General features: G+C 73.8%; 17 protein-coding genes. 7 read left to right on the forward strand and 10 right to left on the reverse strand.

The genetic code is table 11. The features are described from left to right. Positions 1-162: 162 nt before the first annotated feature. Entirely contained in the window at positions 163-1545 is a 1383-nt protein-coding gene (locus AB0Q99_RS11720; RefSeq protein ID WP_363570529.1) for a glycine--tRNA ligase, read from the forward strand. 131 nt (positions 1546-1676) lie between these two features. Here AB0Q99_RS11720 and AB0Q99_RS11725 read toward each other — a convergent pair whose 3' ends face one another. The 6 genes from AB0Q99_RS11725 to AB0Q99_RS11750 all read right to left on the reverse strand — a co-directional run bounded on the left by AB0Q99_RS11725 (position 1677) and on the right by AB0Q99_RS11750 (position 6288). Then, positions 1677-2840, reverse strand: coding sequence for a hypothetical protein (locus AB0Q99_RS11725; RefSeq protein ID WP_363570531.1), 1164 nt, complete (start codon positions 2838-2840; stop codon positions 1677-1679). A 205-nt stretch (positions 2841-3045) separates the two neighbouring features. Next, a complete protein-coding gene (locus AB0Q99_RS11730) occupies positions 3046-3531 on the reverse strand; it encodes an NADAR family protein (RefSeq protein ID WP_363570867.1) in 486 nt (161 codons plus the stop codon). A 198-nt stretch (positions 3532-3729) separates the two neighbouring features. After that, positions 3730-3912: a 4-oxalocrotonate tautomerase DmpI gene (gene dmpI / locus AB0Q99_RS11735; protein WP_363570533.1), complete on the reverse strand. Its 183-nt coding sequence runs from the start codon at positions 3910-3912 to the stop codon at positions 3730-3732. Between the two features lie 150 nt (positions 3913-4062). Further along, a complete protein-coding gene (locus AB0Q99_RS11740; protein ID WP_363570535.1) occupies positions 4063-4980 on the reverse strand; it encodes a LysR family transcriptional regulator in 918 nt (305 codons plus the stop codon). Between the two features lie 55 nt (positions 4981-5035). Continuing rightward, positions 5036-5482: a nucleoside deaminase gene (locus tag AB0Q99_RS11745; protein WP_363570537.1), complete on the reverse strand. Its 447-nt coding sequence runs from the start codon at positions 5480-5482 to the stop codon at positions 5036-5038. Continuing rightward, positions 5479-6288 carry an LLM class flavin-dependent oxidoreductase gene (locus AB0Q99_RS11750; RefSeq protein WP_363570539.1) on the reverse strand — a complete coding sequence of 270 codons (810 nt, stop codon included), beginning with the start codon at positions 6286-6288 and terminating at the stop codon, positions 5479-5481. The genes AB0Q99_RS11745 and AB0Q99_RS11750 overlap by 4 nt, the downstream gene beginning before the upstream one ends. Before the next feature lie 93 nt (positions 6289-6381). Here AB0Q99_RS11750 and AB0Q99_RS11755 point away from each other — a divergent pair, with 93 nt between their 5' ends. Beyond that, positions 6382-6828: an Lrp/AsnC family transcriptional regulator gene (locus AB0Q99_RS11755; protein WP_363570541.1), complete on the forward strand. Its 447-nt coding sequence runs from the start codon at positions 6382-6384 to the stop codon at positions 6826-6828. 17 nt (positions 6829-6845) lie between these two features. On the opposite strand, the gene AB0Q99_RS11760 is transcribed toward AB0Q99_RS11755, so the two are convergent. Continuing rightward, a complete protein-coding gene (locus AB0Q99_RS11760; RefSeq protein ID WP_363570543.1) occupies positions 6846-7133 on the reverse strand; it encodes a type II toxin-antitoxin system prevent-host-death family antitoxin in 288 nt (95 codons plus the stop codon). Positions 7134-7316: 183 nt separating this feature from the next. Next, positions 7317-8828 carry an MFS transporter gene (locus AB0Q99_RS11765; RefSeq protein ID WP_363570545.1) on the reverse strand — a complete coding sequence of 504 codons (1512 nt, stop codon included), beginning with the start codon at positions 8826-8828 and terminating at the stop codon, positions 7317-7319. A 103-nt stretch (positions 8829-8931) separates the two neighbouring features. Here AB0Q99_RS11765 and AB0Q99_RS11770 point away from each other — a divergent pair, with 103 nt between their 5' ends. Next, positions 8932-9882, forward strand: coding sequence for a helix-turn-helix transcriptional regulator (locus tag AB0Q99_RS11770; RefSeq protein WP_363570547.1), 951 nt, complete (start codon positions 8932-8934; stop codon positions 9880-9882). 2 nt (positions 9883-9884) lie between these two features. Here AB0Q99_RS11770 and AB0Q99_RS11775 read toward each other — a convergent pair whose 3' ends face one another. Both AB0Q99_RS11775 and AB0Q99_RS11780 read right to left on the reverse strand, forming a co-directional pair. After that, entirely contained in the window at positions 9885-10280 is a 396-nt protein-coding gene (locus tag AB0Q99_RS11775; protein WP_363570549.1) for a hypothetical protein, read from the reverse strand. Next, positions 10277-10921, reverse strand: coding sequence for a hypothetical protein (locus AB0Q99_RS11780; RefSeq protein WP_363570551.1), 645 nt, complete (start codon positions 10919-10921; stop codon positions 10277-10279). The genes AB0Q99_RS11775 and AB0Q99_RS11780 overlap by 4 nt, the downstream gene beginning before the upstream one ends. A 135-nt stretch (positions 10922-11056) precedes the next feature. On the opposite strand from AB0Q99_RS11780, the gene AB0Q99_RS11785 reads away from it, so the two are divergent. The 4 genes from AB0Q99_RS11785 to dusB all read left to right on the forward strand — a co-directional run bounded on the left by AB0Q99_RS11785 (position 11057) and on the right by dusB (position 14972). Next, the gene (locus AB0Q99_RS11785; RefSeq protein ID WP_363570553.1) at positions 11057-12271 is read left to right on the forward strand and encodes a sensor histidine kinase; all 1215 of its coding nucleotides are present in this window, start codon (positions 11057-11059) and stop codon (positions 12269-12271) included. Next, positions 12259-12903 (forward strand): response regulator transcription factor, encoded by a 645-nt coding sequence (locus AB0Q99_RS11790; protein ID WP_363570555.1) that lies wholly within the window; start codon positions 12259-12261, stop codon positions 12901-12903. The genes AB0Q99_RS11785 and AB0Q99_RS11790 overlap by 13 nt, the downstream gene beginning before the upstream one ends. Further along, on the forward strand, positions 12900-13676 hold the full coding sequence (locus AB0Q99_RS11795; RefSeq protein ID WP_363570557.1) for a DUF4097 family beta strand repeat-containing protein: 777 nt from the start codon (positions 12900-12902) through the stop codon (positions 13674-13676). The genes AB0Q99_RS11790 and AB0Q99_RS11795 overlap by 4 nt, the downstream gene beginning before the upstream one ends. A 126-nt stretch (positions 13677-13802) precedes the next feature. After that, entirely contained in the window at positions 13803-14972 is a 1170-nt protein-coding gene (dusB, locus tag AB0Q99_RS11800; protein ID WP_363570559.1) for a tRNA dihydrouridine synthase DusB, read from the forward strand. Positions 14973-15356: the final 384 nt, after the last annotated feature.

Here is a 15356-nt window from a genome sequence, read left to right on the forward strand (position 1 = left end):
ATTGTCAACTCACTCGGACGGGTGAACGGCAGGTGACGGGGAGTGGGGGCGGCCGGACGATACCGATTTGAATCACGTACCCATATGGCCGGTAACCTGAGGTATTCGGGTACGCGTAACCAGCCGTGCCCTGACCGTGCCGTACGTACTGAAGAGAGCACTGTGGCCGCCGACAAGATCGACACGATCGTCAGCCTGAGCAAGCGCCGTGGCTTCGTCTACCCCTGCAGCGAGATCTACGGCGGCACGCGTGCCGCCTGGGACTACGGGCCGCTGGGTGTCGAGCTCAAGGAGAACATCAAGCGCCAGTGGTGGCGCGCGATGGTCCAGGCCCGTGAGGACGTCGTCGGTCTCGACTCGTCGGTGATCCTCGCCCGCGAGGTCTGGGAGGCCTCCGGCCACGTCGCCACCTTCAACGACCCGCTGACCGAGTGCCTTTCCTGCCACAAGCGCCACCGGGCCGACCACCTGGAGGAGAAGTACGAGGCCAAGCACGGCTTCCCGCCGCCGAACGGCCTCCAGGACGTCAACTGCCCCGACTGCGGCACCAAGGGCCAGTTCACCGAGCCCAAGGACTTCTCGGGCATGCTGAAGACCCACCTCGGTGTCACCGAGGAGGCCAGCGGCCTGGCGTTCCTGCGCCCCGAGACCGCGCAGGGCATCTTCACCAACTTCAAGGCCGTCCAGACCACCTCGCGCAAGAAGCCGCCGTTCGGCATCGCCCAGACCGGCAAGAGCTTCCGCAACGAGATCACCCCCGGCAACTTCATCTTCCGGACCCGCGAGTTCGAGCAGATGGAGATGGAGTTCTTCGTCAAGCCCGGCGAGGACGAGCAGTGGCACGAGTACTGGCTGCAGCAGCGCTGGGACTGGTACGTCGGCCTCGGCCTGCGCACCGAGAACATGCGCTTCTTCGAGCACCCGAAGGAGAAGCTCTCCCACTACGCCAAGCGCACGGTGGACATCGAGTACCGCTTCAACTTCGGTGGCAGCGAGTTCTCCGAGCTGGAGGGCGTCGCCAACCGCACCGACTACGACCTGCGGGTGCACAGCGAGGCGTCCGGCCAGGACCTGAAGTACTTCGACCAGGAGTCCGGCGAGCGTTACTTCCCGTACGTCATCGAGCCGGCGGCCGGCCTCAACCGCGCCATGCTGGCCTTCCTGATCGACGCCTACTTCGAGGACGAGGCGCCCAACGCCAAGGGCGTCATGGAGAAGCGCGTCGGCATGCGGCTCGACCCGCGCCTGGCCCCGGTCAAGGTCGCCGTCCTGCCGCTGTCGCGCAACGCCGACCTCTCGCCGAAGGCCCGCGGCCTCGCCGCCGACCTGCGCACCGCGTGGAACGTCGAGTTCGACGACGCCGGCGCGATCGGCAAGCGCTACCGTCGCCAGGACGAGATCGGCACGCCGTTCTGCGTCACCGTCGACTTCGACACCCTCGAGGACAACGCGGTGACCGTCCGCGACCGCGACACCATGTCGCAGGAGCGCGTCTCGCTGGACCAGGTCAAGGCGTACCTGGGTGCGCGCCTGATCGGCTGCTAGCGCGGGACCTCCCGCCCGGGGAGCCCCCGTTCGCCCTGGTCGGGGCGGGCGGGGGCTCCTTGGGTGTCGGGCCGGGGTCGGGGGTGGGGGCCCGGGCCGGGGTCGGGCCGGGTTCGGCTCGGGTTCGGGGGCTACCGCCGTCCCCAGCGGGAGCGGGGGGCCGCGGCCGGGGTGGTCGGCAGGCCGGCCGCGCGGAGGGCGGCGAGGGTGGTGCGGTGGCGGGGCCCGTCGGCGAGGAACGCGCCCAGCAGCCGCCCGTACAGGTCCCGGTTGCCGGCGTCGTCCAACGTGGCCGCCAGGCGCACCAGTTCGACGGGCGGCCGGAGCGCCGCCAGTTCGGTCAGCAGGTCGGTGGCGAGTGCCGGCGGCAGCTCGGCGGCCAGGGAGGCGAGGTCGGCCGTGGGCCGGCCGGCGGCCTGGCGCAGCAGGGTCCGGACGTCGCCGCGGCGGCCGTGCTGCTGGAGGCAGGCGGCGAGGGAGGTCAGCTCGGGCGTCGGTGCCGAGCCCCACTCCCACAGGAGCGTCGCGCTGTCGGCGTGCTGCCCGGCCCGTTCCAGCGCCGAGAGCAGCCCGGGGACGGAGGCGGCGGGGTAGGCCCAGAAGGCGTGGAAGAGTGCGGCGGCCTCCTCGGCCAGGCCCAGTTCGCGCAGCTCCGTCAGGACGGCGACGGCGTGTTCGGGGGCGGACCGCGCGGCGCTGCGGGCGAGGTGCAGGGAGGTGCCGGTCGGGCCGTACTGGGCGAGCATGCCGACCAGCAGCGCGGCGTCGGAGGCGTCGAGGCGGGTGGCGGCCTGGTCGAGCAGCTCCGTGGTCTCGGCGGCGGCGCCGCTGCGGTGGAGGGTGGCGATCCGCTCGGTGAGGGCGCCGATGTCGGTACGGGCGGGGGGCGGTGGGGCCTTCGGCGGGGCGGGTTCCGGCTGCGGCTGCGGCTGCGGCGCCGGTTCCGGCTGCCGGCGGTGCTGCTGCTGTTGGTGGTGGTGCGGGTTTTCCTGCACCGGGGCCTGCTGCGACTGTCTCAGGCGGCTCTCCAACGCCTCCAACTGGTCGCTGAGTTGGAGGCAGCGGGCGCCCAACCCCGCGCGGAGCGTGCGGGCTTGGGCGAGCTGCCGCAGCAGGTCGCCGTCCGGCCGCTGGCGCCCGGGGCTGGCCCGGATGGCCTCGTTCAGTCGCCGTTCACGCTGACTCGCGTAGCGGCTCGCACGCAGTAACTCGTCCAGCTCCGCGCGGAGTTCGTCGGCCTGTTGCCCGTCCTCCGGCTGCCGGCCTGCGGGTTGTGCCGTCGGCTGCATGCGCATGATCGCCCCAACCTGTCCATCCCGACCCTGACTGCAGGACATCCTGGCGTCGGTATGTGGCGGGGGAGTTAAGAGCGCACGACCAGTCGTACCCGAGTGGTGTCAAGGAGCGCGCAGAGGGCGGTCGTGGCAAGAAGTGCGCCGGTCGCGCTCCGGAGGGGAGTCGCCGCCCTCGCCGCCCTCGGTGCCGGGGCCCCGGCCGTGCTCACGCGCCCAGCCGTGCCCGCGCCTCCATCAGCGCGAAGCCCAGCAGGTTCAGCCCGCGCCACTCGCCGGGCTGCTGCGCCCGGATGTCGTCGGCCGCGAGCCCGATGCCCCAGATCCGGTCCACCGGGCTCGCCTCGACCAGCACCCGGCTGCCGGTGCCCAGCAGGTATGCGCGCAGCGTCCCGTCCTGCCCGAACTTCGCGACGTTGCCCGCCACGACCAGCTCGAACCGCCCGGCCTGCCAGGTCTTGTCGTCGAAGCCCTCGACCAGTCGGCCCAGGTGCTTCGCCTCGGCGGGCGTGCGGGCCGCCAGCACCTGCCGCTCGATGGCCTCGTCCCCGAACATCCGGGCCTTGCCGGCCATCATCCAGTGCTCGGCGGAGGCGTACGTCACCCCGTCGACGGTGAACTCGCCGGGCCACCACTGGCTCAGGCACTCGTGCCGGGTGCCGCCGCCGGTGCGCGCGGTGTGCCCCCAGAACATCACCCACTTCGGGTGCACCCCGCCGGCCATCAGCGCGGCCAGCTCCTCGCGGCTGCGGACGGCGGCGGGGTCCCCCACGTGCATCTCGCTCATATCGTCATAGTGACACAAAGGGTTCGGGGGTCGCGAACCGTTTGCGGCACGTCACCCCCGGGGGTGGGGCGGGCGGCGTCGGGGGCCGACCGCCGCCCCCGGGGGTCAGCGGTCCGCGGTGAGCGTGCCCGCGGCGCCCCAGTTCTCCGCCGGGTACTCCTGGATGAAGACGTACACGCTCTCGGCGGGGACCTCCAGAGCCGCCACGAAGGCCTCGGTGACCTTCTTGACCAGCTCGCGCTTCTGTGCGACCTCGCGCGGGCCCTGCTGAATGGTGACGATCGGCATCTTCGACTCCTGATCGGGTGTTCCTGCCGGGCGCGGCTGCCGGGCGTTGTCGCCGGGCCGCGTTTCCGGGCTTGCCGCCGGGTTTTCCGGCTGAGGACAGTCCACCCGATCGAGCCGCCCGCACCCAGACCCGATTCGCTCCGGCAGCGATCACGAATCCTGATCGTCGCAGGTCGTGGGCGTTTGGTGGCCCTGCTGGCCGGCCTGTCGGCAGGCTTCGAGGAGCAGCCGGGGGAGCGGGGCGGAGCGTCGGACGGCGAGCGAGGTCGGCAGGGCCAGCGGGGTGCGGCAGGCGCGGAAGGCGATCCGGCGGGCGTTGGTCATCCGGGCGTTGGCGGCGTAGACCACCGTCCACATCGGGGTGCCGGTGCCGATCGAGGCCAGGGTGTCCTGCAGGTCTTCGTGGGGCGGGCCGAGGACCGGCCGGAAGCCGGCCCGCGCGCAGGCGTCCGTCACCAGGTCCACCAGCGCCGGGTGGTTGTGGCGTTCGGTCAGCCGCAGCGGCAGGTCGGCGAGGTCGGCGAGGTCGACCTCGGGCCGGTCGGCGAGGGCGTGCCGGACGGGGAGCGCGAGCACCAACTCGTCCTGCCAGACCGGCAGGAAGCGCAGGTCGGCGTTGCGCTCGGGGACGGTGCCGCGCACGAAGGCGGCGTCGAGGCGGCCGTCGGACAGCCGGGCGAGCCGTTCCCGGACCGGGGCGGAGTGGAGTTCGACGCGCACGCCGGGGGCCCGCTGCTGGTAGGTGTCCAGGATCAGGTCGAGCCGGTCGCCGAGCCCGGTGACGGTGCCGAGCCGGAGCACGGCGGGGGCCGCCAGGTCGGCGGCGAGGGCGCGGGCGGCGTCCTCGGCGGCCAGGACGTTCCTGGCCGCGGGCAGGAAACGATCGCCGGCCGGGGTCAGCCGGACGTGCCGGGGCGAGCGGTCGAACAGCTCGACCTTCAACTCCCGCTCCAGGCGCCGGACCTGCTGGCTCACGGCGGGCTGGCCGAGCAGCAGCCGCTCGGCCGCCCGGCCGAAGTGCAGTTCCTCGGCGACGGCGACGAAGCAGCGCAGCTGCCGTAGCTCCATGCGGTCCCCCTGTTCGATGTGCCGACGGGCCCATCGTCGCAGGCCGGGGCGGCGCCTAGGGCTGTTCCCGGCGCCGGTAGTACGCCTCGATCGGGGCCCGGGCCTCCTCGTGCAGCGCCGGGCCGTCCTGCGGCACCACCGGCCACGCGCCCGACTGCGGGTTGAGGGCGACGAGTTGGTCCGTCGACAGGGCGTGGACGACCCGGCCGATGCCGGAGCGGACGATGCCGCCGTGGCACATCCCGCACGGCTGGCAGCTGGTGTACAGCGTGCTGCGGGCGGCCGTGGCCGGGTCGAGTTCGCGGGCCGCCCAGCGGGCGAGCTTCAGCTCCGGGTGGGCGGTGATGTCGTCGTCGCGCCGCACGGTGTTGTGGGCCTCGGCGAGGACCTCGCCGTCCGGACCGGCCAGCAGCGAGCCGTACGGGGCGTCGCCCAGGGTGATCGCGTGGGCGGCGATGGCGACGGCCCGGCGCAGGAGGGTCTCGTCGGCTTCGGTGATCACGGTGTCGCTGCCTTCCAGTGGGTGGTCACGGTGGTGAGGTCCCGCCAGGCCTGCTGTGGCCGACGGGTCTCCTCGGGGTCCCCGTGGTAGGGGTCGAACACGACGGTCTCGGCGCCGAGGTCGCGCAACTGCATTAGGTCGTCGAGGACTTGCTCGACGCTGCCCACTCCGGCCGGCCGCTCGGGGCCCTCGACCGGCGCATCGGTCAGCCGCAGGGCGATGCGGGGCGTGAAGCCCGGCACCGGGTGCTCGGCCAGGACCGATCGCATCCGGGCCAGTGGCAGCCGCAGCGGGTGCCAGGCGTCGCCGAACCGGACGGCCCGGCGCAGCGCCGCCTCGCTGTGGCCGCCGACCCAGACCGGGACGGACCCGCCCCGCTCCTGCCAGACCTCCCGCAGCGTGCCCAGGTACTCGTCGGTCAGCCGGCCGCGCGCGCCGAACGGCACGCCGAGCGCGTCGAACTCCTGGCGCGCCCAGCCGACCCCCACGCCGAGGACGAACCGGCCGCCGCTGAGCCGGTCCAGGGTGCCGGCCATGCGGGCCACCAGCAGCGGGTTCCGGTACGGCAGGACGAGCACGGTCGTGCCCAGTCGCAGGCCGGTGGTGATCCCGGCCAGCCAGGACAGCGTGGTGAACGGCTCGTGGAACGGCTCCGGGTACCGCTCGGCCACGTCCGGGGTCACCGCCACGTGGTCCGACACCATGAGGAGGTCGAAGCCCAGGCCCTCCACCGTCCGGGCCCATTCGCGCAGCACGCCGGGATCGGTCCCCGGCCCGAAGTTCGGTACGTTGACGCCAAATCGCATGCGTCGAGGCTATCCCCGTGATCATGGACGAGGGAACGAATTCCTCCCGGTCCCGAAGGCCCGGAGCCGTGGTTCTCCCGGTAGATTCGCCGGATGGCCGTGAATCTTGACGACACCGACTGGGCGATCATCGAGCAGCTGCAGGGGGAGGCCCGGATCTCCCTCAGCGAGCTGGGCCGACGGGTGAGCCTCAGCGCCTCCGCGACCACCGAACGGGTGCGGAACCTGGAGGCGCTGGGCGTCATCACCGGCTACCACGCCACGGTGGACCTGGCGAAGGTCGGCTACCCCGTCCTCGCCGTCGTCCGGCTGAAGTACCCGGGCAACCGGCACGAGCCGCTGCGTCGGCTGCTCGCCGAGCGGCGGGAGATCCTGGAGTGCCTGCGCACCACCGGCGACGACTGTTACACGCTGAAGATCGCGGCCGCCTCCATGGAGCATCTGGAGACCCTGGTCGACGAGTTGGCCGGCTTCGGCAGCACGACCACCAGCGTCGTCTACAGTCGGACGCTGCCCCTGCGCGGGCCCGCCCGGCCCTGAGCGCGGGCGGGCGCGGGTCAGGGGTGGTGCCGGCACACCGCGTCGGTCACCAGGCCGGCGCCGATCCCGGAGTCGATCTCGGGCAGTGCCCAGTCGGCCAGGCCGCGCGCGGTGGCGGCGTTCTCCGGGTCGATGGTGCCGTCGCGGACGAGGTCCTCCAGTACGCGCTGTTCGGGGTCGGGCGGAGAGAGGACGGCGATCAGCCGGCCGTTGCGGGTGCTCTCCACGCGCTCGCCGGCCGCGACCCGGTCGATCAACTCGCTGGCGTGCTGCTGGAGCTGTCGGATGGGGACTCCGGCTGTCATGCGACTCACGGTAGGCCGGATCGTGCGGCGGTCACGACGACTGTGCGTCGATTTCACACGAAGGAGTGCCGCTCCGCTGCTCACCCCGCCCCGGAAGCCGCCGCAGTACAACGCCGACGGCCCCGCGATCGGGGTGCGATCGCGGGGCCGTCCGCCGCCGTCCGGGCCCGGGGGCCCTGCGGGTCAGCCGATGGAGCGGGGGAGCCGGGTGGTCAGGTAGAGGATGGTGAACGAGCCGAGGAGCTGGATGCCCAGGCAGAGGGCGAGCGCGCGGCCCATGCCGAGGCCGGGGGAGAGCGACAGGTACAGGGTGCCGAGGGTGGCGACGCCGAGGGCGAGGCTGGACTGCTGGCTGGTGGCGAGGACGCCGCTGCCGACGCCGGCCCGGGTGGCGGGCACCTTGGAGAGGACGACCCGGAACAGCGGGGTGCCGATCAGGCCCTGGCCGATGCCGGCGAGGGCGACGCCCGGGGCCATCCGCAGCGGGGAGAAGTGCGTCCAGTCGGCGAGGACGGTCGCGGCGAGGACGGCCAGGCCGGTGGCCTGGACGACGGCGCCGGCGCTGAGCACCCGGCTGCCCCAGCGGCCGATCAGGCGCGGGCCGGCCAGTGAGGCGCTGAAGTAGCCGACGGCCATCGGGACGAGTGCCCAGCCGGCGGCGACCGGGCCGAGCCGCAGGCCCTGCTGGAGGGCGACCGCGATGACGAACATGAAGCCGCCGAAGCCCGCGAAGTAAGGGAGTGCGATGCCGAGGCCGCGCCGCATCTCCGGGATGCGCAGCAGGGTCGGCGGCACCAGCGGGGTGTCCCCGCGCCGCTCGGCGCGGCGCTCGACCAGGGCGAAGGAGACGGCGAGGACGGGGAACAGACCGAGCATCACCCAGGACCAGAGCGGCCAGCCGGCGGCCCGGCCCTCCATCAGCGGGATGAGCAGGGAGAGCAGGGTCGCGGTGAGCAGGACGGTGCCGGGCACGTCGACCCGGGCGGCCCGGGGGGCCTTGCTCTCCGGGACGTAGCGGACCGCGAGGACGACGGCGAGCAGGGCGAACGGCACGTTCAGCAGGAACACCGAGCGCCAGCCGGTGCCGAACAGGTCGGCGGCGACCAGCATCCCGCCGAGCACCTGCCCGATCACCACCGAGATCCCGCCGACCGCGCCGTAGACGCTGAGCGCGCGGCCGCGCCGGGCGCCGTCGGTGGCGGCGGTGATGGTGCCGAGCACCTGCGGGATCAGCAGCGCGGCCGAGGCGCCCTGGGCGGCCCGGGCGGCGACCAGGGACCATGCGTCGGGGGCGAGGCCGCAGGCCAGCGAGGTGAGGGCGAAGGTGGCGGCGCCGGTCACGAAGAGCCGGCGGCGGCCGAAGATGTCGCCGAGGCGCCCGCCGAGGACGAGCAGGACGGCGAAGGCGATGCCGTAGCCGGCGGCGACCAGTTCGAGGACGGCGGGCCCGGCGGCCAGGTCCTCGTCGATGGTGGGCAGGGCGACGTTGACGATGAAGAAGTCGAGCATCGGCAGGAAGGCCCCGAGCAGGACGGTGACCAGCCCGGCGGTGCCGAGGGTCGGGGTGCCGGGGGCGGAGGCCCCGGGGGCGCCGGGGGTTCCGGTGGTTCGGGCGGCGGGGGTGCGGGTGGCCGCGGTGCCGGGGGTGGTGGCGGTGCGGTGCGGGGTGGGGGCGACGGCGAGTTGTCGGTTCACGGGTCATACGATCCGCCCGCTCCGTACCCTGGTACCAGAGTGTGGTTATCCAGGTATAAGAAGTACCTGGCAACAGGCTGGCGGCTGCCGCATGCTGGGGAGCATGAGCCTGATGACCCCCGTCGCGCAAGCCCGTACGACCCCCGTCGCGCCGTCCCCCACCAGGCCGGCCGCCACCACGTCGGCCGGCGCCGGCGCCACCGGGCCGCGCCCCGCCCTGCCGCTCAGCCCCGACGACGCCCGCCGGCACGAGCTGGCCGCGTTCCTGCGCAGCCGCCGCGAGCGGATCTCGCCCGATCAGGTCGGCCTGCCGATGACCGGCCGCCGCCGGACGCCGGGGCTGCGCCGGGAGGAGGTCGCGCAGCTCGCCGCGGTCGGGGTGACCTGGTACACCTGGCTGGAGCAGGGGCGGGACATCCAGGTGTCCACCCAGGTACTGGACGCGGTGTCCCGGGCGCTGCTGCTGGACCCGAGCGAGCGCGCGCACCTGTTCACCCTGGCCGGCGCGGACGACCCGGCGCCGGTGCGGGAGTGCCCCTCGGTGACGCCCAGCGTGCGGCTGGTGCTGGACCAGCTGGCGCCGTACCCGGCCCTGGCGGTCAACACCCGCTACGACGTGCTGGCCTACAACGCGCAGTACACCGGGCTCGTCGGCGACCTCGCCGCCCTGCCGCCGGAGGACCGCAACCTGATGTGGATGGCGTTCACGCCCTCGCGGTTCCGTGAGGTGCTGATCGACTACCGCACCGAGCGGCTCGGCATGGTGGCCCGGTTCCGCTCGGCGATGGCCGACCACAGCTCGGAGCCGGCCTGGAAGGCGCTGCTGGCCCGGCTGCTCAAGGCCTCGCCGGACTTCGCGGAGGTCTGGCAGCGGCACGACGTGATGCGGCCGGGCAACGGCATCAAGCGCTTCCAGGTGCCCGGCGTGGGCCTGCTGAGCTGCGAGTACACCAACTTCTGGCTCAGTCCCCGGCTCGGCACCCGGATCATCACGTACACCCCGCTGGACGAGGAGACCCGCGCGCTGATGGACCGGCTCCCCACTGGGGCCTGACCTCAGGCCCGGACGGCCGCGTCCCGCCCGAGCAGCAGGCAGACCGCCGCGAGCGGCAGCTCGACGCAGCCCGCCATGACGAGCGCCGCGAGCACCGCGTGGCCCGGCCCGGCGCAGGCGAGGTCGGCCAGCGCGTCCGCGGTGAGCAGCAGGGCCACCGCCGCGCCCGCCCGGCGCGCGGCGGGGCTGCGCCGACGCAGCAGCGCGTCGAGCGCGAGCAGGGCGGCGAACTCCACCAGGTCCAGCACGACCCACACCGTCTCGTGGCAGACGGCGAGGACGGCCAGCCAGGGCAGCAGCGCGACGGCGGCCAGGGCGGGCACCCGGGCGAAGCGCGCGGGCAGGACGAATGCCGGGACCGGGCAGGCGGACCGGGCGGTGAGGACGGCGGTGCTCATGCCGCGCCCCCGGCCCCGCGGCCCTGACCCTGGCCCCGCAGCCGACCCTGCTCGCGACCCCGCTCCCGACCCCGCTCCCGCACCCGCTCCAGTGGCAGCCGTTCGGCGACCCGGCCTGCCGGGTGCTCGACCAGCACCGCGTCGAACGGCCCCTCGGCCCAGGCGAGCCAGAACCGCCCGGCCACCGTGACCACCTCGGCGGCGGCCCGCACCGGCCGGAACGCCCGCCGCCCGGTGAACACCACCGAGGGCGCCGTACCGTCGCCCGCCAGCCGGCCCCAGGCGAGCACGTGCCGGGCCCGCCCGCCGGACGGGCTGCGCCGCGCCCCGCGCAGCAGCTGCGGCGTGAGCCGGGCGGTGACCAGGACGTCGGTCAACTCGCCGTGCTGGTAGAGCTCCAGGGCGGCCCGGCCACGGCCGGGCCCGACGCTGCGGACCGACCAGGGCCCGGCGCCGACCGACAGCGCACCCTCCGGCTCCGCCGCCGGGCGGAGCGCGCGCCCGGGAACACCCCGGCGGCTGCCGGGAACACCCCCGCGACGCCCGGCGGCACCCCCGTGGTCCCCGGGAACACCCCCGTGGCTCCCGGGGACGCGCCGTCCGTGCGGCGGAGTGGCGGAGTGCGATGCGGTGCTCGTCATGCCTCCGAGCTTTCCGCCGGACACCCCCTCCTGTCGGTGGTGCTCCGCCCCGAATCGGGGGTGTAGCCAGCTACACCCCCACCGGGCAGCCTCCTCCATGGCGGCCGATGATCATCGAGCCCTACGCTGTCCGGCATGCCCTCCACCACGCTGCGCCGAGCGCTCGTCAGGAGCCTCCGGCGTCCACCGTGGCCGCCCGGGGCCTGGCGGGACGTCCGCCTGATAGCCGCCGGCATACCGGCGGCCCTGCCGGTCTGGCTGGCCGTCACCGACTCCGGGCTGCTCCTCCCGCTGTCCGCCGCCGTCCTGCTCTGCACCCGTCCGCTGACCGCCCTCCAGCGCGGCCGGCTGCGCGCCCTGTACGGGGTGGAGATCCCGCCGCCGCGACCGCTCGGCCGGCGCCGGATCCTGCTGCTGGGGATGACCTGGCGTCAGGTCCTCCACCACTCGCTGGTCGGCCCGCTGCTGGCGGCGGGCGCGGCGGCGGTGCTGTACGCCTGGGGCGCCGCGCTGGTGCTGACCACCCTGTACGGCTGGGTCTGGCTGATGCCGCCCGGCACCGCGCTGCGCACGGACCTGGCCGGGCTGGACATCGGGCTCACGGCGGTCGGCGTGCTGCTGCTGGCCGCGCTGCCCTGGGCCGCGGCCCCGATGGCCCGTCTGGAGGTGTGGACGGCGCTGCGGCTGCTCGGCCCCGACCGGACGGAGGCGCTGGAGCGCCGGGTCGAGGAGATCGCCGAGAGCCGGGCCGGGCTGGTCGACGCGGTGGACGCCGAGCGCCGCCGGATCGAGCGGGACCTGCACGACGGCGCGCAGCAGCGCCTCACCTCGCTGGCGATGAACCTGGGCCTGGCCCGGCGCACCCTCAAGGACGTCCCGCCCGAGGCCATGCAGGTGATCGTGGACGCGCACGAGGAGGCCCAGGCGGCCATCGACGAGCTGCGCGACCTGGTCCGCGGCCTGCACCCGGCCGTCCTGGAGGACCGCGGACTGGACGCGGCGCTGTCCGGCATCGCCGCCCGCGCCCCGCTGCCGGTGCGCCTGGACGTCGAGCTGTCCGCCCCGATCGCCCCCACCGTCGAGGCGGTCGCCTACTTCACCGTCTCCGAGGCGCTCACCAACGTGGCCAAGCACGCCCGCGCCCGGCAGGTCGAGGTGTCGGTGCGGACCGTCGGCGGCCGGCTGCGCCTGGTCATCAGCGACGACGGCGTCGGCGGCGCGGAGCCCTCGCGCGGCACCGGGCTCACCGGTCTGCGCAAGCGCGCCGCCTCGGTCGACGGCTCGCTGTCCGTTCTCAGCCCCCTCGGGGGTCCCACCACCATCACCGTGGAGTTGCCGTGCGCGCTGTGATCGCCGAGGACTCGGTCCTGCTGAGGGCCGGCCTGGTCAAGGTCCTGGAGGCGGTGGGCTTCGAGGTCGTGGCCGCCGTCGGGGACGCCGTCGAACTGCTGGCCGCGGTCGAGGAGCACCGTCCGAAGGTGGTGGTCGCCGACGTCCGGATGCCCCCGGGCTTCCACGACGAGGGGGTGAAGGCCGCGATGGTGATCCGCCGGCAGTGGCCGGAGACCGCGGTCCTGCTGCTCTCCCAGTTCGTGGAGGAGCGGTACGCCGCCGACCTGCTGGCGACCAACACCAGCGGCGTCGGCTACCTGCTCAAGCAGCGGGTGGCCAATGTGGACGACTTCGTGGACGCGCTGCAGCGGGTCGCCGAGGGCGGCACCGCGCTGGACCCGGAGGTGGTCGCCCAGCTGCTGGTGCGCCGCCACCGGGATCCGCTGGAGAAGCTGACCCCGCGCGAGCGGGACGTGCTCGGCCTGATGGCGGAGGGCCGCTCCAACGCCGCGATCGCCGGCTCGCTGGTGATCAGCGACAGCGCGGTGGCCAAGCACATCAACTCGATCTTCACCAAGCTCGACCTGCCGCAGGCCGAGGACAGCCACCGCCGGGTGATGGCGGTGCTGCGCTTCCTGGAGGTCGGGTGACGGCCGGCGCGGCGCGGGCCTGGCGGGTCACCGGGACGCTCCTGGTCGTGCTGGTCGTGCTCGGCGCCGGACTGCAGACCTGGTCGGTGCTGGCGCAGCAGCAGTCGACCGCCGACTGGTCGTACGACGGCCCGGTGCACCGGCTGAGGCTGGAGACCGGCAACGCCTCGGTCAAGGTGCGGGCCGGCCGGGCGGACCACGTGGTGGTCCACCAGCAGCTGGACTGGATGGTGCGCGAGCCGGTGGTGTCGACCGTGCCCGACGGCGACCTCCTCACCGTCGGTCTGCACTGCCGACCGGTGCTGCCGGTCGCGGACTTCGGCTGCGGGGCCGAGATCGAGGTGGACGTGCCGGCCGCGACCGAGGTGTCGGGGTCGGTGGGCTCCGGCTCGGTCGAGCTGACGGGCCTGAGCGGGAACGTGGACCTCGGGCTCACCTCCGGCGTGCTGCTGCTGGTGGACACCTCGGGGGACGTGTCCGCGCGCGCCACCTCGGGGCTGATCCAGGGCACGAAGCTGAGCGCCCGGCGGGTGGACGTGCGGATCGCCTCGGGCTCGGTGGAGCTGGACTTCGCCCGGGCCCCGCAGGCCGTGGAGACCAGGGCCACCTCCGGCTCGGTGACGATGACCCTGCCCAGGGGCAGCCGGTACGCCTTCTCCAGCGACATCGGCTCCGGCAACGGCCGGATCGACCCGCAGCTGGCGGACCCGGACAGCCCGAACCGCATCCACGCCACGGCGACCTCGGGGTCGGTCACCATCGGCCCGTCGTAGCGCCGGCCGCCGACCGCCGCGCCACCGACCGCCGTGGCCGCCGTCCGGACCGTCGTCGCGCGGGCCGCTCACCCGGGTGGGGGACAATGGAGAGTCCCGTCCCCCCTTCCCCGAGGTCAGCCGCGCATGACAGTCACGCCCGCACCCACCGCGCCCGACTCCGAGTTCGCGCCGCTCGACATCGGCCCGATCCAGGTGTGGCCGCCCGTCGTGCTGGCGCCGATGGCCGGCATCACCAACGCGCCCTTCCGCACCCTGTGCCGGGAGCAGAGCGGCGGCAAGGGCCTGTACGTCTCGGAGATGATCACCACCCGGGCGCTGGTCGAGCGCAACGCCAAGACCATGCAGCTGATCACGTTCGACCCGAGCGAGAAGCCGCGCTCGATCCAGCTGTACGGGGTGGACCCGGTGACCGTCGGCAAGGCCGCCCGGATGATCGCGGACGAGGGCCTGGCCGACCACATCGACCTCAACTTCGGCTGCCCCGTCCCCAAGGTGACCCGCAAGGGCGGCGGCTCGGCGCTGCCGTACAAGCGCAACCTGCTGCGCGAGATCCTGCGCGAGGCCGTCGCCAACGCGGGCGACCTGCCGGTGACCATGAAGATGCGCAAGGGCATCGACGACGACCACCTCACCTACCTGGACGCCGGCCGGATCGGCGCCGAGGAGGGCGTGGCCGCGATCGCCCTGCACGGGCGCACCGCCGCCCAGCACTACGGCGGGACGGCCGACTGGTCGGCGATCGCCCGGCTGCGCGAGTCCGTCCCGGCCGACATCCCGGTGCTGGGCAACGGGGACATCTGGTCGGCGGACGACGCGCTGCGGATGATGCGCGAGACCGGCTGCGACGGTGTCGTGGTGGGCCGCGGCTGCCTCGGCCGGCCGTGGCTGTTCAAAGACCTGGTGGCGATCTTCGAGGGCGACGTCGACTACGCCCGCCCCGACTTCGGCTACGTGGCGCGGGCGATGGTGCGCCACGCGCAGCTGCTCGGCGAGTGGATCGGGGACGAGGCGCGCGGCGTGATCGACTTCCGCAAGCACGTCGCCTGGTACACCAAGGGCTTCTCGGTCGGCTCCGAGCTGCGGGTGCGGCTCGCCAACTCCTCCTCCTTGGCCGAACTGGCCGAAACCCTGTCCGAGGTGGAGCAGTCCCAGGGCTGGCCGGCCGGTGCGGACGGCCCGCGCGGGCGCACCAGCGGCAACAACCGGGTGGTCCTGCCGGAGGGCTGGTTGGACGATCCGTACGACTGCGCCCGACCGGGCGCGGACGCCGAATCGGACACCTCCGGCGGATGATCTGTACGGACCGGCGAAATTGGCCTGTTCGGCCCGACTGCCACTAGGTCCCAGCCCTCTTGTCCATCCTGGACAGGAGGGCTCCTTTTCGGCGTCCGGACGTCACGGAGAGGGCACGTTTCTGGACACTGTGCGACGATCGGCGGAGGCGGTCTACGTTCGACCGGTGAGACGCGCTGGTGACGCTTGCCACACGCGGCAGGGGCTGATGCCGGGTCAGTGGACGAAATGGACAGGTCGGCCGTGAATCGCTTCCCGAAGCCGGTCGGCCGGGGATCGGGTGATCCGGCTGCAGGAAATCAAGCCGGGGCAACGCGACCGACCCGCGATCGCTACCCAGCGTCCGAATCGTGTGATCTTCGGGTTTCCTTGCGTTCAAGAGTT

This window comes from Kitasatospora sp. NPDC086791, from assembly GCF_040685975.1.
Lineage (GTDB): Bacteria > Actinomycetota > Actinomycetes > Streptomycetales > Streptomycetaceae > Kitasatospora.